The organism is Anaeromyxobacter oryzisoli, assembly GCF_022690765.1.
GTDB lineage: Bacteria > Myxococcota > Myxococcia > Myxococcales > Anaeromyxobacteraceae > Anaeromyxobacter > Anaeromyxobacter oryzisoli.
In genome coordinates this window covers 23910-46265 of the sequence record NZ_JALCZA010000038.1, presented here as the reverse complement: position 1 = coordinate 46265, position 22356 = coordinate 23910, and the positions used below count along the sequence as shown (strand labels likewise).

At 74.8% G+C, this 22356-nt stretch carries 23 protein-coding genes; 13 read left to right on the top strand and 10 right to left on the bottom strand.

Translation table 11 applies throughout. From position 1 onward, the window contains the following. Positions 1–550 precede the first annotated feature (550 nt). A complete protein-coding gene (locus tag MNZ27_RS13350) occupies positions 551–2146 on the bottom strand; it encodes an ABC-F family ATP-binding cassette domain-containing protein (RefSeq protein ID WP_242394580.1) in 1596 nt (531 codons plus the stop codon). A 212-nt stretch (positions 2147–2358) separates the two neighbouring features. Between MNZ27_RS13350 and MNZ27_RS13345 the strand changes: the two genes are divergently transcribed. Then, positions 2359–3633: an MFS transporter gene (locus MNZ27_RS13345; protein ID WP_242394579.1), complete on the top strand. Its 1275-nt coding sequence runs from the start codon at positions 2359–2361 to the stop codon at positions 3631–3633. On the opposite strand, the gene MNZ27_RS13340 is transcribed toward MNZ27_RS13345, so the two are convergent. Beyond that, positions 3609–4721 carry a glycosyltransferase family 4 protein gene (locus tag MNZ27_RS13340; RefSeq protein WP_242394578.1) on the bottom strand — a complete coding sequence of 371 codons (1113 nt, stop codon included), beginning with the start codon at positions 4719–4721 and terminating at the stop codon, positions 3609–3611. The two genes, MNZ27_RS13345 and MNZ27_RS13340, sit on opposite strands and share 25 nt — an antisense overlap. A gap of 84 nt (positions 4722–4805) precedes the next feature. Between MNZ27_RS13340 and MNZ27_RS13335 the strand changes: the two genes are divergently transcribed. From MNZ27_RS13335 to MNZ27_RS13300, 9 genes are all read left to right on the top strand, one after another. Continuing rightward, positions 4806–5069, top strand: a complete 264-nt coding sequence (locus tag MNZ27_RS13335) for a hypothetical protein (protein WP_242394577.1) — start codon at positions 4806–4808, stop codon at positions 5067–5069. A 4-nt stretch (positions 5070–5073) separates the two neighbouring features. After that, complete coding sequence (locus MNZ27_RS13330; protein WP_242394576.1) at positions 5074–6021, top strand: THUMP domain-containing class I SAM-dependent RNA methyltransferase; 948 nt, start codon at positions 5074–5076, stop codon at positions 6019–6021. A 219-nt stretch (positions 6022–6240) separates the two neighbouring features. Further along, positions 6241–7164, top strand: a complete 924-nt coding sequence (locus MNZ27_RS13325) for an ABC transporter ATP-binding protein (protein ID WP_242394575.1) — start codon at positions 6241–6243, stop codon at positions 7162–7164. After that, positions 7097–7858 (top strand): ABC transporter permease, encoded by a 762-nt coding sequence (locus MNZ27_RS13320; RefSeq protein WP_242394574.1) that lies wholly within the window; start codon positions 7097–7099, stop codon positions 7856–7858. The genes MNZ27_RS13325 and MNZ27_RS13320 overlap by 68 nt, the downstream gene beginning before the upstream one ends. Position 7859: 1 nt before the next feature. Further along, on the top strand, positions 7860–8876 hold the full coding sequence (locus MNZ27_RS13315) for an ABC transporter substrate-binding protein (RefSeq protein WP_242394573.1): 1017 nt from the start codon (positions 7860–7862) through the stop codon (positions 8874–8876). Next, on the top strand, positions 8873–9007 hold the full coding sequence (locus MNZ27_RS23610; protein ID WP_277957911.1) for a hypothetical protein: 135 nt from the start codon (positions 8873–8875) through the stop codon (positions 9005–9007). The genes MNZ27_RS13315 and MNZ27_RS23610 overlap by 4 nt, the downstream gene beginning before the upstream one ends. Then, entirely contained in the window at positions 9004–9822 is an 819-nt protein-coding gene (locus MNZ27_RS13310) for an NlpC/P60 family protein (protein WP_242394572.1), read from the top strand. The genes MNZ27_RS23610 and MNZ27_RS13310 overlap by 4 nt, the downstream gene beginning before the upstream one ends. Next, complete coding sequence (locus MNZ27_RS13305) at positions 9819–10424, top strand: phosphatase PAP2 family protein (RefSeq protein ID WP_242394571.1); 606 nt, start codon at positions 9819–9821, stop codon at positions 10422–10424. The genes MNZ27_RS13310 and MNZ27_RS13305 overlap by 4 nt, the downstream gene beginning before the upstream one ends. Before the next feature lie 87 nt (positions 10425–10511). Beyond that, positions 10512–11144, top strand: coding sequence for a hypothetical protein (locus MNZ27_RS13300; protein ID WP_242394570.1), 633 nt, complete (start codon positions 10512–10514; stop codon positions 11142–11144). Positions 11145–11151: 7 nt separating this feature from the next. On the opposite strand, the gene phoU is transcribed toward MNZ27_RS13300, so the two are convergent. From phoU to MNZ27_RS13260, 8 genes are all read right to left on the bottom strand, one after another. Next, entirely contained in the window at positions 11152–11853 is a 702-nt protein-coding gene (gene phoU / locus MNZ27_RS13295; RefSeq protein ID WP_242394569.1) for a phosphate signaling complex protein PhoU, read from the bottom strand. A 67-nt stretch (positions 11854–11920) separates the two neighbouring features. Next, on the bottom strand, positions 11921–12679 hold the full coding sequence (gene pstB / locus MNZ27_RS13290; RefSeq protein WP_242394568.1) for a phosphate ABC transporter ATP-binding protein PstB: 759 nt from the start codon (positions 12677–12679) through the stop codon (positions 11921–11923). Further along, positions 12676–13524 carry a phosphate ABC transporter permease PstA gene (pstA, locus tag MNZ27_RS13285; protein WP_242394567.1) on the bottom strand — a complete coding sequence of 283 codons (849 nt, stop codon included), beginning with the start codon at positions 13522–13524 and terminating at the stop codon, positions 12676–12678. Before pstA ends, pstB begins: the two co-directional genes overlap by 4 nt. Next, a complete protein-coding gene (pstC, locus tag MNZ27_RS13280) occupies positions 13521–14516 on the bottom strand; it encodes a phosphate ABC transporter permease subunit PstC (protein ID WP_242394566.1) in 996 nt (331 codons plus the stop codon). Before pstC ends, pstA begins: the two co-directional genes overlap by 4 nt. Beyond that, positions 14500–15531, bottom strand: coding sequence for a phosphate ABC transporter substrate-binding protein PstS (gene pstS / locus MNZ27_RS13275; protein WP_242394565.1), 1032 nt, complete (start codon positions 15529–15531; stop codon positions 14500–14502). Before pstS ends, pstC begins: the two co-directional genes overlap by 17 nt. 109 nt (positions 15532–15640) lie before the next feature. Then, a complete protein-coding gene (locus tag MNZ27_RS13270; RefSeq protein WP_242394564.1) occupies positions 15641–16777 on the bottom strand; it encodes a porin in 1137 nt (378 codons plus the stop codon). 227 nt (positions 16778–17004) lie between these two features. After that, positions 17005–18135 carry a sensor histidine kinase gene (locus tag MNZ27_RS13265; RefSeq protein WP_242394563.1) on the bottom strand — a complete coding sequence of 377 codons (1131 nt, stop codon included), beginning with the start codon at positions 18133–18135 and terminating at the stop codon, positions 17005–17007. Between the two features lie 8 nt (positions 18136–18143). Beyond that, positions 18144–18839 carry a response regulator gene (locus MNZ27_RS13260; protein ID WP_242394562.1) on the bottom strand — a complete coding sequence of 232 codons (696 nt, stop codon included), beginning with the start codon at positions 18837–18839 and terminating at the stop codon, positions 18144–18146. A 106-nt stretch (positions 18840–18945) separates the two neighbouring features. Here MNZ27_RS13260 and MNZ27_RS13255 point away from each other — a divergent pair, with 106 nt between their 5' ends. The 3 genes from MNZ27_RS13255 to MNZ27_RS13245 are packed head-to-tail and all read left to right on the top strand — an operon-like array spanning position 18946 to position 22194. Beyond that, the gene (locus MNZ27_RS13255) at positions 18946–20004 is read left to right on the top strand and encodes an OmpA family protein (protein WP_242394561.1); all 1059 of its coding nucleotides are present in this window, start codon (positions 18946–18948) and stop codon (positions 20002–20004) included. Between the two features lie 58 nt (positions 20005–20062). Further along, the gene (locus tag MNZ27_RS24035) at positions 20063–21034 is read left to right on the top strand and encodes a GGDEF domain-containing protein (protein WP_242394560.1); all 972 of its coding nucleotides are present in this window, start codon (positions 20063–20065) and stop codon (positions 21032–21034) included. Next, complete coding sequence (locus tag MNZ27_RS13245; protein ID WP_242394559.1) at positions 21031–22194, top strand: THUMP domain-containing class I SAM-dependent RNA methyltransferase; 1164 nt, start codon at positions 21031–21033, stop codon at positions 22192–22194. The genes MNZ27_RS24035 and MNZ27_RS13245 overlap by 4 nt, the downstream gene beginning before the upstream one ends. The last annotated feature ends 162 nt before the right edge of the window (positions 22195–22356 follow it).

The window sequence follows — 22356 nt, the reverse complement described above, 5'->3', positions numbered from 1 at the left end:
GAGCTCTTCGACCCCGCATCCGTCGAGCCACCGGGAACGCAGCCGCCGCGCGCAGCGAGGAAGAAGCGCTCGGGGTGAGCGGATGGCCGCTCCGGTCCTCAGGGACGGTGACAGGGATCGACGGCCGTCCACCGGACTGCTCCAGCTCTCCTGTCGCCCCCACGACGGTGGACCGGTCGAGAGCTGCGGCGAACGCCTCCATCATGCCGGTGAAGCACAGGCTTCTTCGGGGCCGATCTCGTCACTCCGGTCCCCGCCCGCGGGCGGCGCCCCGGCCTCCACTCCTTCTTGAGCCAGCCCCACGCTCGCCGTGCAGGCGCGCTCGTACCCGCGGCCCCGGGCGCGAAACGCCTCGCGGAGCGGATGCGGGCCGGGACGATGTAATGAATGGTCAGGCCGCAGGCGGGGGGAGGGGCGCAGCCCCTCCGCGCGGGGACCGTGAGCGGATCCCCCGCGAAGCGGGGGTCGGGAGCGGTCACGGGCCCCGCGCAGCAGGAGTGGGGCCCCGGCCAGCTTTGCTGGACGGGGCGAGGGCGCAGCCCTCGCTAGATCAATGCAGGCTCGCGAGGTCGGGGTGCTTCTCCACGAACTCGTCGAACGTCCCCGGGAAGTCCATCACCGGCTCGCCGTGGTGCAGCGCCCAGATCCGCGAGCCCACCTCCCGGATCAGCTCCTGGTCGTGGGTGACCACGATGACAGACCCCTCGTAGCGCTGGAGCCCTTCGGAGAGCGCGGCGATGGACTGGAGGTCGAGGTGGTTCGTGGGCTCGTCGAGGATCAGGACGTTGTCCTTGAAGAGCATCAGCTTCGCCAGGAGCAGCCGGACGGTCTCGCCGCCGGAGAGCGTCGCGGTCGGCTTCATCCGCTCCTCGCCGGAGAAGAGCATCCGGCCGAGGAGCCCGGAGATCTCCTCGTTCGAGAGCTTGTCCTCGAGCTCCCGCAGCCAGCCGAACGCGGTCGTCCCGGGGCGGATCGCGCCCGCCTGATCCTGCGGGAGGTACCCGACCTGCGCCTGGTGCCCCCACTTGACGTGGCCGTCGTCCGGCTCGAGCTCGCCCGCGAGCATCTTCACGAGCGTGCTCTTCCCCGCGCCGTTCTTCCCGATGACGCAGATCTTCTCGCCGCGCGTGACGAGGGCGCTGAACGGCTGGATCACCTCGTTCCCGCCGTACGCCTTCGAGATCCCCTCGATCTCCAGGGTCTGCTTCCCGGAGGGCGCCTTCTGCTCGAACTTGATGAACGGGGCGGCGATGTTCGACCGCTTCATGTCCTCGAGCTTCAGCTTCTCCATCGCGCGGATGCGGCTCTGCACCTGCGAGGCGCGGGTGCCGGCGTGGAAGCGCGCGACGAACTCCTGGAGCTGGGCGATCTTCTTCTTCTTCTCGGCGTTCTCCGACTCGACCCGGCTGCGGACCTGGCCCTTCTGGCGGACCATCGCGTCGTAGGCGCCCGGGTAGGTGATGATGGTCTCGTAGTCGATGTCGGCGATGTGCGTGCAGATCGCGTTCAGGAAGTGGCGGTCGTGCGAGATGGTGATGAGCACCCCCTCGTACGCGCGGAGGAAGCCCTCGAGCCAGCGGATCGACTCGATGTCGAGGTGGTTCGTCGGCTCGTCGAGGAGCAGCCCGTCGGGGTGGCCGAAGAGCGCCTGCGCGAGGAGCACGCGCAGCTTGTAGCCGCCGGTGAGGGCGCGCATCGGCTGGTCGTGCCAGGGCTCCTCGATCCCGAGGCCGGTGAGGAGGGTGGCCGCGTCCGACTCGGCCGAGTAGCCGTCCTCCTCCGCGATGACGCCCTCCAGCTCGGCGAGGCGGGTCCCCTCGACCTCGCCGATGTCCGGCTTCGCGAGGAGCCCCTCCTTCTCGCTCATCGCCGCCCACAGCGGCGCGTTGCCCATCACGACGACGTCGAGGACCCGGTTGTCCTCGTACTTGAAGTGGTCCTGGCGGAGGATGCCGAGCTTCCGCGGGCGGAGGACGGTGCCGGTGTCGGGGTCCTCGTCGCCGGCGAGGATCTTCATGAAGGTCGTCTTCCCGGCGCCGTTCGGCCCGGTGAGGCCGTACCGGTTGCCCGGCGAGAACGTGACGTCCACGTCCTCGAAGAGCTTCTTCGGCCCGAAGGCCTTGCTGACGTTCTGCACGGTGATCATGGAAGTGCGCTGTTCTAGCGGAACGCGGCCGCCTTGGCGAGCGGTCCGCGCCGCCGCGGGCACGCCCGGCGGCGCTCGTCCGCCCGGGCCTCCCCCGGGCGCTCGCTCGCGCAGGATCGCGCGTCGGGCGCCGCCGGCCGCCGGCGCCGCGCGCGCGGGGAGCGTCACGTCGCCCTCGACCGCGGGCCCGCCCACGACTACGCTCGCGCGCCGTGACGACGCCGCCCGGCGAAGACGAAGACTCCCCCCTCGCGCCCCCGCCGCCGGGCTTCCGGCAGGCGGGCCTGGCGCTCCTCGCCGTGTTCACGCTCCGGAGCGCGGCCGCGCCGCTCTTCGAGGCGATGCGCCCCGATCTCTGGCTCGTGCCGGATCGGCGCCTCGGGGCGACGGTGACGGAGTTCGCCCTCGCGGCGCTCGCGGCGGCGGTGGTCGTGCTCGCGCGCCTCGAGCGGCCTGGCGCCCGCCCGCGCGGCTCCCAGGTCGCCGCCGCCGCGCTCGTCGTCGCCGGCGCCGCGTCCATCCTCTGCGCCGCAGCGCGGGGGCCGTGGACCCTCGCCGCCGCGCGCATCGCGGCCGGCGCCGCCTCCGGTGTCGTCGTCGCGCTGCTGCCCGCGCTCGTCGGGCCGCCCGAGCGCCTGCCCCCGCGCGCCCTCGGGTGGCTCGCGACCGGCGCCCCGGCCGGCCTCGCGGTCGGCTACCTCGGCGCGAGCGTCTTCCAGCGCTGGCCTTCGTGGAGGACCGGGTTCGTCGCCGCCGGCGCCTTCGCGATCGCCGCCGGCGCGCTCGCGCTCCTCCGCGGCGAGCGGTCCGCGCCCGGCGCGCCGCCACACCTCCTCGCGCCGGTGCGGCGCGCGGGCGTGGCGGCGATTTCCCGGCGGCTCCTCGCCGGGCGCGAGCGTCCCCTCGCCTTGCTCGGTGGGATCGCCTGGGCCCTCGCGGTGAGCGCGCTCGCGGCGTGGCTCCCGTCCTTCCTCGAGCGCTCGCGCGGCATGCCGCGGCCGCTCGCGAGCGGCGGCGTCGGGGTCCTCGCGGTCCTCGTCGGCTTCGCCGGGATCTGGGCCGGCGGGCGGCTGGTCCGCGCCCTCTCCGCCGCCCGGGCGCCGGAGACCTGGGCCGCCGCCTGCGCCAGCGGCGGCGCTGGCGCCCTCACGCTCGGGATGCTGGCCGCCTGGCGACCGGGGCTCTACCTCCCGGCGCTGCTCGGGGCGCTCTTCCTCCTCGCCGCGTCGGCCGGCCCGCTCGTCGGCGCGCTGCGGAACGCGCTCCCGGCGGCCGAGCGCCCCGCCCTCGCACCAGCGGCGCTGCTCGCGATCCTCGCGCTCGGCGACGCTCCGGCGCCGGTGCTGGTCGGGCTCCTCTCGGACCGGCTGAACTCGCTCGGCCGGGCGATGTTCCTCGTCCCGGTCGCGCTCCTCGCGGCGGGCGCGCTCCTCGCGGCGGCGGCCGCGTTCGCGCAGCCGGATCAGCGCCCGAGCGCCTCGGCGTAGGCGCGGAACAGCTCGTCGGCGATCACCTCGTCCCGGAAGCGCTCGGAGCGGGCGAGCCCCGCCGCGCCCCGCCGCGCCCGCTCCTCCGGATCGCCGAGCAGCCGCGCGAGCACGGTCCGGAGCTCCTCCGGGGCGTCGGGATCGACGTAGACCGCCGCGTCGCCGCCGACCTCGGGGAACACGCCCCCGCGGGTGGTCACCACTGGCGTCCCGGAGGCCATCGCCTCGAGGACGGGGATGCCGAAGCCCTCGACGAACGACGGGTACGTCGCGACGGTCGCGAGCCGGTAAAGGGTCGCGATCTCCGCCATGGTGAGCCCGCGCAGCATCCGCAGCCGCCCCGCGAGGCCGGCCCCGCGGGCGAAGGCCTCCACCTCCCGGGCGTACGCCGTGGGACGCCCCACGGCGACGAGGTGCACGCCGTCGAGCCCGGCGACCGCCCGGGCCGTGAGGAGCAGGTTCTTCCGCCGCTCGATGGTCCCGACCTGGAGCACGAACGACGCGGGGAGGCCGAGGCGCGCCCGCAGCGCCTCCTCCGCCGCCGGATCGCGCGGCGCGCGGAAGGCCGGGTGGCAGACCTGGTAGACGATCCGGATCTTCTCGGCGTCGACGCCGTACCGCTCCACCAGGTCGCGCTTCGTCTCCGCGCTCGCCGCGATGACGAGGCGAGCCCGGCGGGCCGAGCTCCGGAACTTCAAGCGGTAGATGCGCCGGTCCACGGGAGCGTACAGCTCGGGGTGACGCTCGAAGATGAGGTCGTGGATGGTCACGACCGTCGCGATCCCGGTCCGCTCGATGCCGGTCGGCAGCTCGTTCGAGAGCCCGTGATAGAGGTCGATCCCGTCGCGCACCAGGTCGCGGACGATCCCGACCTGCCGCCACAGCGAGGGGGCGACGCGACCGACGATCCCCGCCGGGCCGCGGGCGAGCGGGGCCAGGCCGGCGCCGGCGGCCGGCGGGCGCGGGGTGTAGGCGACGTACGCGTGCTCGGGCCGGCGCGCCTGGAGGATGCGGAGGACGTCGCGGCTGTAGTTGCCGAGCCCCGTCGCGTTGTGGAACGCGCGCTTCGCGTCGAACCCGAGCCGCATCGGAGCCGGGAAGCCTACACGCCGTCACGCGGGTCGGCAACGGCGCGCGCGCGCCGGGGCCCGCCGGGCATTAGGATGCGCGCCATGCCGGGAGATCGTTCGCCAGGCGGCGAGGCGCCCACCGGGCCCGAGGAGCGGCTCGCCGCCGCCGAGGCCGCGGCTCCGGAGGCGGCCGCCGCGGTCGCGCCGCGCCCGCCCGGCCGGCCCCGGGCCCGCCTTCGGCCCGGGATCGCGCTCGCGCTCCTCGGAGCCGCGCTCGCGCTGATCGTCGGCCTCGGCCTCGCGGTGCGGTGCCACGGGGCCGCCCGGCCCGCGGAGGCCGGCGCGCTCCGGTCCGGATCGAGGTGAGGTGATGGGTCGTCCGGAGCGGATCTTCTGCGCCTGCACATCGGGGCTCGAGCCGGTCCTCGCCGCCGAGCTCGGCCGGCTCGGCCTCCAGGCGCGGGCGACGGCTGGCGGCGCCGAGGCGGAGGGCGAGGACGCAGCCGCCCTCGCCTGCCTCGGCTCGCGGATCGCCGACGCGGTGCTGCTCCGGCTCTGGCGAGGCGGCGCGGACGAGCTGCCCCGCGCCAGGCGAGCCGCGGCGGCGGCCGCCGGGCCGCTCCCGCTCGTCGCGCGGGTGGACGGCGGGCGCGCCACGCTCTCGGTGGACGCCGCCGGAGCGCCGCTCTTCCGGCGCGGGTGGCGAGCGCGCATCGGCGCCGCGCCGCTCCGGGAGTCGCTCGCCGCGGGGCTCCTGCTCGCGAGCGGCTGGGACGGTGAGCGCCCGTTCCTCGATCCGATGTGCGGCTCGGGGACGATCGCCATCGAGGCCGCCCTCGCCGCGGCGCGCCGCCCCCCCGGGCTCGGGCGGAGCTTCGCGCTCGAGCGCCTCCCCGGGCACGATCCGGCGCGCCTCGAACGGCTCCGCGCCCGGCTCGCCGCGGCGATCCGCCCGGTGAAGGTCCCGATACACGCCTCCGACCGGAACGGCGGCGCCCTCCGCCTCGCGCGGAAGAACGCCGAGGCCGCCGGGATCGCCGATGCGATCGCGTTCGCGCGCGCGGACGCGGCCGGCGTCGTCCCGCCCCCCGGCCACGGTCTGTGCGCGGTGAACCCTCCCTACGGGGTTCGCCTCGACGAGGACGCCTCCACGGCCTGGCGCGCGCTCGCCGCGCTCTTTCCTCGCCTCGCGGGGTGGGACGTCACGGTGCTCGCCCCGGACCGCGGCCAGGAGCGGCTCCTGCCCGGGTCGCCGATCCGGGCGACGCCCGTGCGGAACGGCGGGATCCGGTGCCGTCTGCTCGTATACCGACCGTGACTTCGGGCTTCAGGCGGAGGAGCGACCCGGATCCGTCCGTCACGAGATCGACGCTCTCGCGACCCGGGGCCCGAGGTCCGAGGTCCGAGGTCCGAGGCCCGAGGCCCTGTCCAGCCCAGCGCCGCCCATTCTCCCATGCGGCCCCGCGCGGGCCGCCCAAGCCACATACCGGGCTTCCGGGCAGGCCGCCAGGCGCACGGGATCGCACATTCTCTGCGCATGTGGACCGAGCTGCTCGCGCGCCTCCTGGGCCGACCGGTGCGGGGACGGCTCGTTCCGCACCCGGCGCGCCTGGGTCCCCCCAAGATCGACGTCTTCCGGGTCGGGCACCGCTTCGCGAACCGCGTGGTCGCGCTGCGCGACGTGAACGTCGCCGTGCACTCGGGGGAGTTCGTGTGCCTGGTCGGCCCCTCGGGCTGCGGGAAGACGACGCTCCTCTACGCCCTCGCCGGCCACATCGCGCCGAGCGGCGGCCGGATCTCGGTGGACGGCGTGCAGGTGACCGGCCCCGGTCCGGACCGGCTGCTCGTCTTCCAGGAGCCTGCGCTGTTCCCCTGGCTCACCGTGCGGCAGAACCTCGTCTTCGCCCTCCGCTCCCGCGGCCTCGGCCGCGCCGAGGCCGACGCGCGGGCGCGAGAGTACGTCCACCTGGTCCACCTCGACGGCTTCGAGGACACGCTCCCGCACCAGCTCTCGGGCGGGATGCGGATGCGCGTCCAGCTCGCGCGCGCCCTCGCGATGGATCCCGCCGTGCTCCTCATGGACGAGCCGTTCGCCGCGCTCGACGCCCAGACGCGCAGCCACATGCACGAGCTGCTCCAGCGGATCTGGACGCGCGATCGGAAGACGGTGGTGTTCGTGACCCACGACGTGCGCGAGGCGCTGGTCCTCGGGGATCGCGTCGTGGTGATGGCCGCGCGACCCGGGCGCGTCCTGCACGATCTCGAGGTCCACCTCCCGCGGCCGCGCGACCCGGACGATCCGGCGCTCGTGGAGATGTCGCGCCTGGTGCGGGAGGAGCTGCGCCGCGCGGAGCGGGCCGCGGCCGAGGCGGCGGCGCCCGGGGAGGCACCCGATGCGACACGTCCTCCGGACGACGGCGCTCCTCGTCGCTCCGCTCCTGCTCTGGGAGCTCCTCTCTAGGTTCGGCCCCTGGCCGCGGTGGCTCTTCCCGGGCCCCGTCGCCGTGACGGCGAGCGTCGGGCGCCTCGCCGCCGACGGCCGGCTCGGCGCGGCGACGGCGCGATCGCTGGGGCGGCTCGTCCAGGGCTACGGGATCTCGGCCGCGCTCGGCGTCCCGCTCGGCATCGCGATGGCGCGGAGCCTCCTCGTCCAGCGGGCGCTCCGCCCGGCCGTGCTCGGGCTCCAGGCGCTGCCGTCCATCTGCTGGCTCCCGCTCGCGGTGCTCTGGTTCGGCCTCTCCGAGACCGCGATCCTCTTCGTCGTGGTGATGGGCTCGCTCCTCGCGGTGGCCATCGCGACCGAGGACGGGGTCTCGGGGATCGACCCGGTGCTGCTGCGCGCCGCCGGCACCCTGGGGATCCACGGGCCGCGCTTCGTCGCCGGCGTCCTCCTCCCCGCCGCGCTCCCGGGGATCCTCACGGGCCTCAAGCTCGGATGGAGCTTCGCCTGGCGCGCGCTCATGGCCGGAGAGCTGCTCTTCGTCGCGGGCGGCCTCGGCCAGCTCCTCTCGCAGGGGCGCGAGCTGCTCGACGCGGCGCAGGTGATGGGGGTCATGCTGTGCATCGTCGCCATCGGCGTCGCGGTGGATCAGGTCCTGTTCCGCCTCCTCGAGGTCCGGATCCGCCGGCGCTGGGGGCTCGTCGAGGTGAGCTGACATGGCCTCGACCCGGGTGCGCCGCCTCGTCCTCGCCGCCGGCCTGGCCATCGGCGTCGCCGTCGCGGTCGCCACCTTCGCGGTCGGCGCCTGCCGTCGCGGCGGCGCGCCGGGCGATCCGCTCCGCCTCGGGTACTTCCCCAACATCACGCACGCCCAGGCGCTCGTCGGCGTGGACGACGGGACCTTCGCCCGCGCGCTCGGCGGGAAGCTCGTGACCCGCGTCTTCAACGCCGGTCCCGCGGCGATGGAGGCGCTCCTCGCGGGCGACCTCGACGCGACCTACGTCGGCCCCGGGCCCGCGGCGATCGCGTACCTCCGCACCCACGGCCAGGAGCTCCGCGTGGTCGCGGGCGCCGCGTCGGGCGGCGCGGTCCTCGTCGTCCGCGACGCCCGGACGCCGGCGGACCTCGCCGGGAGGCGGGTCGCGACGCCCCAGCTCGGGAACACGCAGGACGTGGCGCTCCGGACCTGGCTGCGCGCGCACGGCCTCGCGATCGGGGATCGCGCCGGGCAGGTGAACGTGACGCCGCTGTCGAACCCGGACATCCTCTCGCTCTTCGCCCGCGGCGAGCTGGCCGGCGCGTGGGTCCCCGAGCCGTGGGGCGCGCGGCTCGTCGCGGAGGGCGGCGGGCGGATCCTGGTGGACGAACGGACGCTCTGGCCGGGCGGCCGCTTCCCGACCACGGTGCTCGCCGTGTCCAGGCGGGCCCTCGCGGAGCGGCGCCCCGAGATCGACGCGCTGCTCAGGGCGCACGTGGAGCTCACCGCCCGATACACCGCCCGGCGCGACGCGTTCCTCGCCGCCGTGAACGCCGCGTACGGCAAGCTCGGCGGCAAGCCGCTCCCGCCCGCGGTCCTCGCCGACGCCTTCTCCCGGCTCGAGCTGCTCTCGGATCCGCTCGCGGCGCAGCTCGCGGACCAGGCCCGCCACGCGCAGGCGCTCGGATTCGCCCCGCCGGGAGAAGTTTCCGGTATGGTGGACCCTCGTCCCTTGCAGGAGCTCGCCCGGAGATGACCTCCGCCAATACGTCCATGGCGCCCTGCGGCGCGCTCGCAGCCCGGATCCCCGTCGCGCGCGTGCAGGACCGCCAGCCCGCGTCCCTCCACGTCCGCGTGCGCTCCACGCCGGAGCTCGGCGTCGCGTGATCCGATCCCGCTCCGCGCCCCTCGCCCTCGCGCTGGCGCTCCTCACCGGGTGTGCGATGGCGCGGCCCACCCAGGCGGAGCCCGGACCGGCTCCTGCCGGCGCGCCCGAGGTCCCTGCCGAGACCGTCCATGGTGGGCCGGCGAGCGCCCCGGGCGCGGACGCGTCGCCGGAGGGCGGCGACCGGACGCGGCCCGACGCCCCGGCCGAGGCCGAACGGGCCGCCGGCGAGGACGAGGCCGACCGCGCCGGCGGCGAGGTGGCCACCCCGGAGGCTCCGCTCCTCGACGCGCTCCGCGCACGCATCCTCGACGCCGCCCGGGGGCGGCTCGGGACCCGCCCCGCCCTCGACTGCTCCGGGTACGTGCTCGCCGCCTACCGGGCCGCCGGCGTGGTGGTCCAGCTCGGCCCCCGCCGCTCGCGCTCCGAGTCGCTCCACGACGCGAGCCGCCCGGTGACGCGGCCGCGCCCGGGCGACCTCGCCTTCTTCCACGACACCTACGACCGGAACCGCAACGGACGGCTCGACGATCCCTACAGCCACGTCGCGCTCGTGGAGGCGGTGGACGGGGACGTCGTGACGATGCTGCACCGCGGCGGGCGCATCGAGCGCATCCAGATGGATCTCGCGCACCCGTCGGATCCCGACGCGAACGGCCGGCTGCGGATCCTGCGTCGCCGGGATCCCCGCGGGACGAGGTACCTGGCGGGCGAGCTCTTCGCCGCCTTCGGGGAGTTGCTGACGGGGGAGTTCACGCGAACGTTGCAGGTGAGCCGCGCGGATGACGTCCGCGCGCGCCACCGTGCGACGCGATGAGCAAGACGACGGATCCAGGGCTGGAGCTCGCGGAGGGGGCGATCGCGCTCGACGCCGAGGGGCGCCCCGTCGTCGTCCGCGGGGGACGCCTGCAGCGCCTCCTCTCGTTCGACGAGGCGCTCCTCGTCTCGGTCCAGCGCTTTCGCAACCCCTGGCGCACCGCCATCGCGCGCACGCTGACCGCGCTCGGCGACGGCAAGAGCTGGACGGTGCTGGGCCTCGCGTGCCTCGCCACCTTCACGCCGCGCGGCGTCCACGTCGGGCTCCGGATCGGCGCCGGCGCGACCCTCGCGACGGTCTTCTCCCAGACCTTGAAGCGGAGCCTCACCCGCGCCCGGCCGGACAGCGCCATCGGCGGCTTCGAGGCGCTCGCCGAGAACCCGGACCAGTTCTCGTTCCCGTCCGGGCACACCTCCGCCGCGTTCGGCGTGGCGGTCGCGCTCGCGGGAGAGCCGCACGGCGTCGGCCCCGCGGCGCTGCTCCTCGCGGTGGGCATCGGCCTGTCGCGCGTGTACCTCGGGGCCCACTACCCGCTCGACGTCGGCGCCGGCGCGCTCCTCGGCGTCTTCGCCGGCCTCGCGGCCCGCCTCCTCGTCGCCTGAGCCGGCGCCGGGTCCCGGCCCGCCGCCGCGTGCCGCCATCCAGGCCCGGGCGTGGCGCGATGCGCATCGGTTCCAGCGGAGGTCACCATGACCAGGCGACTCGTGCAGGCGGCGCTCGCCGCCCTGCCCGCGTTGGTGCTTGCGCAGGCGGGGACCAGCGGGACCGGCTCCCCCAGCTCGACCGGCATGCCGGGGGTGCCCGGCTCGAGCGGCGTCGGCTCGGTGCCGGGGACGGGAGCCACCCCCACCGCCCCGCCCGGGGGCGGCACCGGCACGACGGCCGAATCCTGTCCACCTGGGATGGTCCCGGACACCGGGCTCGCCGCGGGGACGGGCGCGACGGCGGGCAGCACGGGTAGCTCCGCGGCGACCACCGGCGCCGTCCGGTGCGTGGTCCCCGGGACGACCGGAACCGGCGCGACGACGGGCACCGGGACGGCCACGGGCACCGGCACCGGCACCGGCATGACCGGCACCGGCACGACCACCGGAGTCGGCACGGGCACCGGAGTCGGCTCGAGCGGAGCGGGCGCGGCGGCGCCGGGGACGACCGGCGTGACGCCTCCCGCCAGCGGAGCGACGACCGTCCCCGGTGGTACGGGCAGCGGGGCGGCCGGAGCGGCGGGGCCCGGCACGGCCTCGCCCGGCGGCGGCGTGAGCCAGCCGGCGGCGCCGGCCGGCGGACCGGCGACGGGGACGGGCGCCGCGGGCGGGCGGTGACCGACCGCTACGCCTGGTGAGGCGGCACGTCCTCGCCACGGCTGCGCGGGTGCCGGACGTCCGTGCCGCGCACCATGTAGACGACCATCTCGGCGAGGTTCGTGGCGTGATCGCCGAAGCGCTCCAGGTGCTTCGCCGCGAACATGATGGCCGTCGCGCGCCGGATCTGCCGCGAGTCCTCCATCATGATCGCGAGGAGGTCGTTGAAGATCTTGAGGTAGAGCGCGTCGAGGAGGTCGTCGCGGTGCATGACCTCCTCGGCCTCCTCGACGTCGTGGGTCACGAACGCGTCGAGGGCCTTCTTGAGCTGCGCCTCGGAGAGATCGGCGAGCTTCGAGAGATCGTGCATCGGCGCGACCGGCGGCGTCTGGTTGAGCTCCATGGCCCGCTCGGCGATGTTGACGGCCAGGTCGCCCATCCGCTCGAGGTCGGTGACGATCTTGAGCGCGGTCGTGATGAAGCGCAGGTCGGACGCCGCCGGCTGCCGGAGCGCGAGGATCCGGCGGCAGCCGTTGTCGATCTCCACCTCCATCCGGTTGATCTCGCGGTCGCCGGTCTTGACGGACTGCGCGAGCGCGGTGTCGCGCTCCGTGATCGCCCGCACGCTCGCGTCGATCGCCCGCTCGACCAGCCCCCCCATCTCGAGGAGCCGGTCGCGGAGGCCGCTGAGCTCCGCCTCGTACGACTTGTCGGTGTGCGTCGGTGTCATGGCGTCGATACCCCCTGCCGGTGCGTGGCTCCGCGGGCCGAGCGGGCCGCGTTCGCCTCGCGGCCGCTCACCCGAACTTGCCCGTGACGTAATCCTCGGTCCGTTGCTCGCGCGGGGTCGTGAAGATCTGCTCGGTCGGCCCGACCTCCACGAGGTCGCCCATGTAGAAGAAGGCGGTCCGATCCGAGACCCGGGCGGCCTGCTGCATGTTGTGGGTGACGATCGCGATGGTATAGCGGGTCTTGAGCTCGTGGATGAGGTCCTCGATCTTCGCGGTCGCGATGGGATCGAGGGCGCTCGCCGGCTCGTCCATGAGCAGCACCTCCGGCTCGACCGCGAGCGCCCGCGCGATGCAGAGCCGCTGCTGCTGGCCGCCGGAGAGGCCGAGCGCGCTCGCGCCGAGGCGATCCTTCACCTCGTCCCAGAGGGCGGCCTGCCGGAGGCACCGCTCCACGCTGGCCTCGTGATCGCCGCGGATCCGGTTCAGCCGCAGGCCCGCCGCGACATTGTCGAAGATCGACATGGTGGGGAACGGGTTCGGGCGCTGGAACACCATCCCGACCCGCCGGCGCAGGTGCACCGGATCCACGTCGCGGCCGTAGACGTCCTGGCCGTCGAGCTCGATCCGGCCCGTGGCGTGCGCGCCGGGCGTGAGCTCGTGCATCCGGTTCAGGCAGCGCAGGAACGTGGACTTCCCGCAGCCGGACGGGCCGATGATCGCCGTCACCGAGAGCGGCGGGATCTCGAGCGACACGTCCCGGAGCACCTCCGTGCCGCGGAAGAAGGCGTGGAGGTCCACGGCGGTGAGCTTCGCGGGGGCGCTCATCGCTGGCTCCGGAGGCGGCTCCGCGAGAGGAACCGGGCGAGGAGGTTCAGGGAACCGACGAGCAGGAGCAGCACGAGCGCGGCGGTCCACGCCTTGGCGTGCCAGTCCTCGTAGGGGCTGATCGCGTAGTTGAAGATCTGCACGGTGAGGGAGGCGGTGGGCTGGTCGGGCTTCAGGTTCCAGTACTGGTTGTTGAGGGCGGTGAAGAGCAGCGGCGCGGTCTCCCCCGCCGCGCGGGCGACGGCGATCAGCACCGCGGTGACGATGCCGCCGAGGGCGGTGCGCAGCACGACCCGCAGGCTCGTCTTCCACTCCGGGACGCCGAGCGCGAGCGACGCCTCGCGGAGCGCGCCCGGGACGAGCCGGACGAGCTCCTCGGTGCTCCGCGCGAGGGTCGGCACCATGAGGATGGCGAGGGCGACCGCGCCGGCGATCGCCGAGAACCGCTTCATCGGCACGACGATGAGGCCGTAGGCGACGACGCCGACGACGATCGACGGGACGCCGGAGAGCACGTCGGCCGTGAACCGGATCCCGCGGCCGATCGGCGAGTCGCCGCGCTCCGCGAGGTACACGCCCGCGCCGATCCCCACCGGCAGCCCGATGAGGCAGGCGAGGCCGACGAGGTAGAGCGTCCCCACCAGCGCGTTCCCGATCCCGCCGCCCGGCTCGCCGACAGGCGTCGGGAGGTGCGTGAAGAACGCCCACGAGAGCCCCGCCGCGCCGCGCGAGACGACGAGCCAGAGCACCGAGGCGAGGGGCACCAGGGCGACCGCGACCGCCACCGCGGCGAGCGCCGTCATGAGCCGGTCAACCGCCCGACGGCGGACGAGGGCGCTGCTCATGGCCGCCCCATGGCGGGCCCGCGCCCCACCGCCTGGACGAGGAGGCGCGCCAGCGCGTTCAGGATCACCGTGAGCCCGAAGAGGACCAGCCCGAGCCCCGCGAGCGCCGCGGTGTGCACCTCCCCCGTCGCCTCCGCGAACTCGTTGGCGATGACCGACGGGAGGGTGTACCCGGGCGCGAACAGGGAGGTCTGGATGGTGGGCGAGTTCCCGATCACCATCGTGACCGCCATGGTCTCGCCGAGCGCGCGCCCGAGTCCGAGGAGCGCGCCGCCCACGATCCCGCTCCGCGCGTAGGGGAGCACCGCCATCCGGATCGCCTCCCAGCGCGTCGCGCCGAGCCCGTACGCCCCCTCCCGCAGCGTGGAGGGGACGGTCCTCAGGACCTCGATGGTGATCGAGGCGATCGTCGGGAGGATCATCACGGCGAGGATCAGGCCGGCCGCGAGGTAGCCGAGGCCGATGGGCGGCCCCTGGAAGAGCGGGAGGAACCCGAGCGCGCGGCCGAGCAGCGGCTCGACGGAGGTCCGGAGCCAGGGGACGAGCACGAACAGCCCCCACAGCCCGTACACGACGCTGGGGATCGCGGCGAGCGTCTCGATGAGGAACGAGACCACCGGCCGGACGCGGGCCGGGGCCATCTCGACGAGGAAGATCCCGAGCCCGACCGACACCGGCACCGCCACCACGACGGCGACGAGGCTCGTCACCACGGTGCCGTAGACGAAGGCGAGCGCGCCGAACGCGTCCGACGTCGGGTCCCACTCCTGCCCGGTGACGAACTGCTTGAGGGAGACGACGCCCCCGAGCGGGCGCGCCACGTCCCACAGGGCGAGGACGATGATCCCCGCCACCGCGAGGAGCGCGCCGCCGAGGACCATGAGCAGCGCGCTCCAGGCGCGATCCCCGGGGTTGCGGAGCGCGCGCAGCGGCGCGGCGGGCATCGCCTCGGCGACGGCCGCCGCGCCGGACTGGTCACCGCGAGGCGCCAAGGGCGACCGGCCTTCCCTGCACCTTGAGGGTCTTCAGCTTGGCCGAGACCTTCTCGACGACCGCCCTGGGCAGCGGAGCGTAATCGAGCGGGGCGGCGAGGTGCTGCCCGTCGTGGACGGCCCACCAGAGGAACTGGACGATGGCCTTGCCCTTCGCGCCGTCCCGGAGATCGCCCGGCACCAGGAGGTAGGTGAACGAGGCGATCGGGTAGGCGTCCTTCCCGGCGGCGTCGGTGATCGAGACGCGGAAGTCGTCGGGCATCGGGACGCCCGCGGCGGCCGCGGAGGTCGCCGCGATCGTCGGCTTCACGAACACGCCCGCGTGGTTCTTGAGCTCGGCCATGGGGAGCTTGTTCTGGTTCGCGTAGGCGAGCTCGACGTACCCGACGGCGCCCGGGGTCTGCTTCACGATCCCGGTGACGCCCTCGTTCCCCTTCGCGCCCAGGCCGGCCGGCCACTTGACGCTCTTGCCGGCGCCGACCCGGGACTTCCACTCGGGGGAGACCTTGGCGAGGTAGTCGGTGAAGATGCTGGTCGTGCCGGAGCCGTCGGAGCGGTGCACGACGGCGATGGCGAGATCGGGCAGCTTCGCGCCGGGGTTCACCGCGGCGAGCGCCGGGTCGTTCCACTTCGCGATCTTGCCGAGGAAGATGCCGGCGAGCGTCTCGGGGGTGAGCTTCAGCCCCTGGACGGGGGCGTTGTAGGTCACCACCACCGCGCCGAGCACCGTCGGGACGTGCACGACGCCGGGGAGCTTCGCGAGCTCCTCCGCGGTCATGGGGGCGTCCGAGGCGCCGAAGTCCACGGTGCCGCGGGTGATCTGCTGGATGCCGCCGCCCGAGCCGATGGACTGATAGTTGAACCGGACGTCCGGGTGCTGCTTGCCGTACTCGGAGAACCACTTCGAGTAGAGCGGGAACGGGAAGGTGGCGCCCGCCCCGTTGATGAGGAGCGGGTCCGCGGCCTGGGCGGCCCCCGCGAGCGCGAGGAGACCTGCGACGAGCAGCTTCTTCATGGATGCATCCTTTCCAGCATGCGGGTTCGTTATAGAGGTACGAATGTGACGGGCGCGTGACGGCGGGGCGACGATTGCGGATCGCCGTCACGCTTCCGCCGCGAAGGGACTAGATCTTCACCTGCGCCACGAGGACGACCTCGTTCGAGCTACGCTCGGCGACCTCGTCGCGCCCGCGCACGTAGTTGAGCTGGAGCTTCGCCCCGCCGTAGATCTCGGCCGGCAGGTAGTAGTTCACGCCCGCCGTGAAGGCGGCGTTCTTGAGGCACCGCGACGCGGTGGCGCCCGCGACGCGGCACTCCGCCCGGCTGAGCCCCTTGTCGGACTCGAACTGCTCGTAGCGGGCGACCGCCTGGACCTGGCCGAGGCGGTAGCCGAGCACGCCGTACCAGCCGAACGGCTTGGCCGTGTAGGTCGCCTGCTCGTCGCGCCCCTCGACGTACTCCGCGTTCGCCGTGACGCCGGCGAGGTCGATGGCGACCTCGCCGCCGGCGCGCGTCTGCCGGAAGTACTCGTTCGTCTTGGGGTCGTAGTTCTGGCTGTAGTACCCGGAGCCGCCGAACGAGACGCCCTTCACCGGCTTGAGCACGAGGCGACCGACGCCGCCCTTCTGCGGGGTGGGATCGGTGGTGTTCTTCCCGGAGCCGTTCACCACGGCGGCCTCGTACTCGACGAACGGGAGATCGCGCGAGAGCACCATCAGGCCGAGGTCGCGCTTGTCGCCGAACGTGCGCGTCACGATGGCGCGCTCCGCGAAGAGCAGCGCCGAGGAGGAGCCGTAGCCCTCCATGGTGAGCGGGAGCTTGAACTGGCCGAGGCGCACCGTGGTGTTCGGGAGCAGCGCGCCGACGAAGGCGTCCTGGAGGATGGGGCCCGAGCTGATCGACGGATCGATCATCGCGTTGAACTCGATGACGTTGTTCACCTTGCCGCCGAAGCTGAGCTCGGCCCGGCGGATCCTGAACGTCGAGTCGCCCTTGCCGGGGGCGAGCCCGTTCGCAGGGGGCGTCACGTTCTGGCCGAACGCGTAGCGGTTGTCGTCGGTGGCCCAGAACCAGCCCTGGACCATCAGGCCGACCTTGGCGTCGATCGCCGGCTTCGCCGGCGCCGCCGGCGCGGGAGCGGCGGCCGGGGCGGGCGCCGGCGCGATGGCGGGCGCGGCCTCGGCGGGGGCAGGCTGGGCGGCCTGCGCCAGCGCGACCGCCGGGGAGAGGACGAGCGCGAGGAGAGAGGTCTTGCGGAACATCTACGATCCTTTCGATGGGTGAGGCGTTTGTCTCGGACTGGGCGACTTGTAGAGGGGGCCCGTGGCGCGTCCGCAGCGCGGCGGTGACGCTTCGGTGAAGCGTCACGGACGAAAGGGCCGGAGGCGCCGGGCGGGCTCGGCGCTCACGCAGGGTGACGGGATCGGCGCGCGCGCGGGACGCGACGAGGACGAGGACGAGAACGAGGAAGGAGCGGGGCGCGGCCGGATCAGGCCGCCGTCAGCCGCACCCAGAACCGCGAGCCGCCGTTGCCGCTCTCGACGCCCACCTCGCCGCCCATCCCCTGCGCGAGGTGCTTCACGATCGCGAGGCCGAGGCCGGTGCCGCCCGCCTCGCGGGAGCGGCCGGCGTCGACGCGGTAGAAGCGCTCGAAGATCCGGTCGAGGTGGTGGCGCGCGATCCCGGGGCCGGTGTCGCTCACCGAGAGCACCCAGCCGTCCCTGTCCCGGGAGGCGCCGATCGCGACGCTCCCCTCGGCGGTGTACTTCACGGCGTTGTCCACCAGGTTCACGAGCACCTGCTCGAGCGCGCGGGCGTCGGCGCGGACCCTCGCCTCCGCCGGCACCTCGCACCTGAGGGCGAGGCCCTTCTCGCCCGCCGCCCCGGCGAGGAGCTCGAGGGCCTGCTTCGCCACCGCCGCGACCTGCACCGGACCGAGCTCGAGCTTCCACTGCCGCGACTCGATGCGGGAGAGGTCGAGCAGGTCCCGGGTGAGCCGCGCCAGCCGCTCCGCGTGGCGCGAGACGATCTCGACGAAGCCGCGCGCCGCGGCGGGCTCCTCCACCGCGCCGGAGAGGAGGGTCTCGGCGGCTGCGCGGATCGCGGCGATGGGCGTGCGCAGCTCGTGGCTCGCGTTCGCCACGAAGTCGCGCCGGGTCGCCTCGGCGCGCTTGGCGTCGGTGACGTCGCGCAGGAGGACGAGCACCTCGCCCCGGAGGAGGGGCGAGAGGTGGACGAGGAACGTGCGGCGCTGGACCACGAGCTCGAGGCGACGCGCGGTCCCCTCGAGGGCCCGCCTCACCGCCTCGTGCAGCTCGGCGGACCGCGTGATCTCGAGGGGGGTGAGCCCGGCGGCGCGCCCCGTCGCGGCGAGGGCGTCGAACGCGGCGTTCGACGCCCGGACCCAGCCCTCCTTGGAGACGAGGGCCGCCGCGTCCGGCAGCGCCGCGAGGAGCTCCTGCTCGGCCGGGCCGCGGAGGGTCGCGAAGCGCCGGAGCTCGCGCTGGGCGAGGAGCGCCTCCAGCTCGCGGACCTCTCGACCGAGCTCGGCGCGCGGCCCCCCGGCGAGCTCGGCCTGGAGCGCGCGGATCGCCGCGGCGAGCGGGTCCCGGCGGAACATCGCGCCGCTCACCCCGCGTCGCCCGGGGCGACGAGCCGGTAGCCGATCCCGCGGACCGTCTCGAGGAGCTCGCGCCCCGAGCCGAGCTTCTCGCGCAGCCGCTTCACGTGGGTGTCCACCGTGCGCGTCTCCACCTCCGAGGACATGTCCCAGACGTCCTCGAGGAGCTGCTCGCGCGACTGGACGCGCCCGAGCCGCGCCATGAACGTGACGAGCAGCTTGAACTCGAGCGGGGTGAGCTGGATCTCCTCCCCGTCCACGAACGCGCGGTGGGCGTCCACGTCCACGCGGATGGGACCGACGGACTCCGGCGGCTCCTCGAGCGGCCGGCCGGCGCCGCCGCGGCGCGCCACGGCCTTCAGCCGGAGCACCAGCTCGCGCACGCTGAACGGCTTCGTCACGTAGTCGTCGGCGCCGAGCTCGAACCCCACCACGCGGTCCACCTCCTCGCCCCGGGCCGTGAGCATCACCACCGGGACGTGGCGGGTGCGGGGGTCGGACTTGATGCGCCGGCAGATCTCCGTCCCCGAGACGTCGGGCAGCATCACGTCGAGCACGACGAGGTCCGGCACGCGCCGCCGGAGCTGCGCGAAGGCCTGCTCCCCGTTGGTCGCGAGGAGCGTCTCGAACCCCGCGGCGCGGAGGTTGAAGTCGACGAGCGAGAGGAGATCGCGCTCGTCGTCGACGAGGAGTACCGACGTCACGTCGTCACCTTAACGCACCGGGTTGTGTCGGCTGGATGGCACGTTCGCGACGGAATCGTGACGTCGGCATCGCCCGGCGTCCCGTCCGGGGTAGGATACCGGTCGAATGCGCTCGATCCTCGTCGCGGCGGCCGCCCTCGGGCTCGGCTGCGCCGCGGTCCGCCCTCCGACGCTCGCCGCGTCCGCGGTGACCGGGTCCCCCGTGCTCCGCGCCGCGGAGCTCGCCCGCGTCCGCTGTCTCCTCGTCGCTCCCTTCGAGAACGCCTCGGACGCGCCCCTCGCCGCGGACGCTGCGACGTCGGCGCTGCTCGGCGGCGTGGACGCCGCGCGCACCCGCGCGTACCCGGTGCGCGACCTCCGCGCGCTCTTCCGCGACACGCCGCTCGAGCTGCCGGAGGGGATCCCCCCGAGCCTCGCCCTCGAGCTCGCCGAGCTGCTCGGGGCGGACGCCGCCCTCTACGGCGCGGTGGAGGGGCGCGGCCAGGGTGCCGAGTCGCTCGTCGTCACCGTCCGGCTCGCGCTCGCGTCGCACCGCGACCTGCTCTTCGCGACGTCGGCGCCGGTCCGGCCGGCCCCGGGCGAGCGGACGGAGGCGGCCGTCCGGCGGACGCTCCTCGACGCGGCGCAGCCGATGCTCGCGCGCCTCGGCGGCCCCGGTCCGAAGCGCTGCTTCGATCCGGAGCGGTCGCGGGCCCTCCGCGCGGTCGCCCTCTCCGAGGCCCGCGCGGCGCAGCCCCCGCCGCCTCCCCCTCCCCCGGCGAGGCTGGCGCCCGTGCGCACGGAGCCCCGCACGGCCCGCCAGGCGGACTGGGCGCGACGCCTGGTGACCGGCGATCGGTTCGTCGCCCAGGACGTGACGTTCACGGGTCGCACCGCGCAGCTCCAGCGCGACGCCGGGCTCGCCGATCTGGCCGTCGCGCTCGCCGCCTCCCCGGAGGCGAGGGCCCGGATCGAGGCCTTCGTGGACACGACCAGCGATCCCGAGGCGGACGCGAAGCTGTCGGCGGCCATGGCCCAGGTGGCGATCGCTCGCCTGGCCGATCTCGGGGTCGCGCGAGGCCGCCTGAGCTGGGCCGGCCGCGGCGGGGAGAGCCCGCTCCTCCCGAACTTCACGGCTCGTGGACGGGCCGCGAACCGGCGGCTCGAGATCGTGGGGCTCCATTGACCCACCTCGCGCCTTGACAGCATCCACCTCCGTGTAATTTCTCGGGCAGCACGCTCCGGTGGACCGCCTCACCTCGAACCCGGCCTCGAAGGCCGCTGCGCGCGAGGCCGCGCACGTGGCCGAGCCCTCGCACGCCAGCGAGCCGGGTCGGCCGCGCGCGATCCCGCTCACGCCCGCCGGCTGGCTGCTCAGCGCCTTCGGGATGATCCTCTGCGTCGGTGCGTGCGACTACCTCACACGCACCGACGTGTCGCTCATCCTCTTCTACCTGGCCCCGATCGGCTTCGGGACGTGGTTCGCCTCGCTCCGCGGAGGCGTCGCGCTCGCGATCGCGAGCGGCCTCGTCTCGACCGGCGCGGACCTCCTCTACCGGTTCGCGCACACGCCCGGCGAGCTCGCCCTCCCCGCGCTCGTCTGGAACGGGCTCATGCTCATCGGCACCTCCCTCGCGCTGGTGCTCGTCCTCGACGCGCTCAAGGGGCGGCTGGAGGGGGAGGAGCTCCTGGCCCGCACCGACGCGCTCACCCAGATCCCGAACCGCCGCGCCTTCTTCGAGGCGGCGCACCTCGAGCTCGAGCGCGCGCGGCGGCACGGGCGGCCGCTCACGATCGCCTACCTCGACCTCGACGACTTCAAGCTCGTGAACGACCGGCACGGCCACGCCGAGGGCGACGCGCTCCTCGCGACCATCGCCCGGACGCTCCGCGGCGGGACCCGCGCCGTGGACGCGGTGGCGCGCCTCGGCGGCGACGAGTTCGGCCTGCTCCTCCCCGAGGTGGACGCGGAGATGGCCGACGCGCTCCTCACCCGGCTCCGCGCCACGCTGCTCGAGACGGTCGCGCGGCAAGGCTGGCGGGTCGGCTTCTCGATCGGCGCCGCCGTGTTCCTCACCCCGCCCGGCGACGTCGACGAGCTCACCGCGCGCGCCGACGCGCTCATGTACCGGGCGAAGCGCGAGGCGAAGGGCTCGGTCCGCCTCGCCGTCTTCACGGGCGACGCGCCACCCCCATCGCGAACGGAGCCGACGTGAAGTTCTTCGCCACCTGCGCCAAGGGCACCGAGGGTGCGCTGCGGCGGGAGCTCGTCGCGATGCGGCTCGGCCACATACGGGGCGACCGGGGCGGCGTCGCCTTCGAGGGGCCGATGGAGTCGGGGCTCCGCGCGTGCCTGCACGCCCGCACCGCGATGCGGATGCTCCTCGAGCTCGGCCGCTTCCCCGCGCCGGACGCCGACGCGCTGTACGCCGGGGTCCGGGCGATCGACTGGGAGCCGTGGCTCGACGTGCGCACCACGCTCGCCGTGGAGGCGACGGTGTCCTCGCGGACCATCACGCACTCCGGGTTCGCCGCGCTCAAGGTGAAGGACGCGGTGGTGGACGCGGTCCGCGCCCGCCACGGCGCGCGGCCGGACGTGGACCCGAAGGATCCGGACGTCCGCATCGTCCTCCACCTCGCCCGGGACGAGGCGGCGCTCTCCCTGGACCTCGCGGGGAGCCCGCTCCACCGGCGCGGCTACCGCGCCGCGATGACGGAGGCGCCGCTCAAGGAGACGCTCGCCGCGGCGATCCTGCTCCTCGGCGGCGTCGATCCGGCGATCCCGTTCGTCGATCCGATGGCGGGCTCGGGCACCCTCGCCATCGAGCACGGGCTGCGCGCGCGCCGGATCGCGCCGGGCCTCGGGCGCGCGTTCGGGTTCCAGCGCTGGCCGGGGTACCGCGGCGCGGTCCAGTCGACGTGGGACCGGCTGCGGGAGGAGGCCCGGGCGGCGGTGCTCCCGCGCGCGCCCGCGCCCATCCTCGCGCGCGACGGGCACCCGAAGGCGATCCTCGCGCTCCGGCGCAACGTCGAGGCCGCCGGGCTCGCCGGCGACGTCGTGATCGAGCAGGCCGACGCCCGCGCCCTCGAGCCCATCGCGGACGCGGGCGCGATCGTCACGAACCCGCCGTACGGCGAGCGCCTCGGCGGCGCCGGCCCCGGCGCGAGCCCCGCCGAGGCGCGCGTCCAGGAGAAGAAGCTCGTCGGCTTCTACCGCGGGCTCGCCGAGATGCTCGCGCGCCACCACGGCTGGAGCGCGGTGCTCCTCTCCGGGAACCCCCTCCTCGCGCGAGCCATCCCGCTCCGCCCGACGATCGATCACCGGCTCTGGAACGGCCCCCTCGAGACGCACCTCCTCACGTACCGGATCCCCTGACCCCGACCCTGACCCCGACCGAGAGAAGTTTTCGAATCCCTTTTCCCGCTCCATCTTGCCCTCGACAACCTCCAAGGTTGTCGGGGGCTTGTATTTCTGGGGGTCGGCAACCGGTTCCGGGCCGGCCAAAATCCGGACTCCGCCGCGCGCCACACCGCTGAC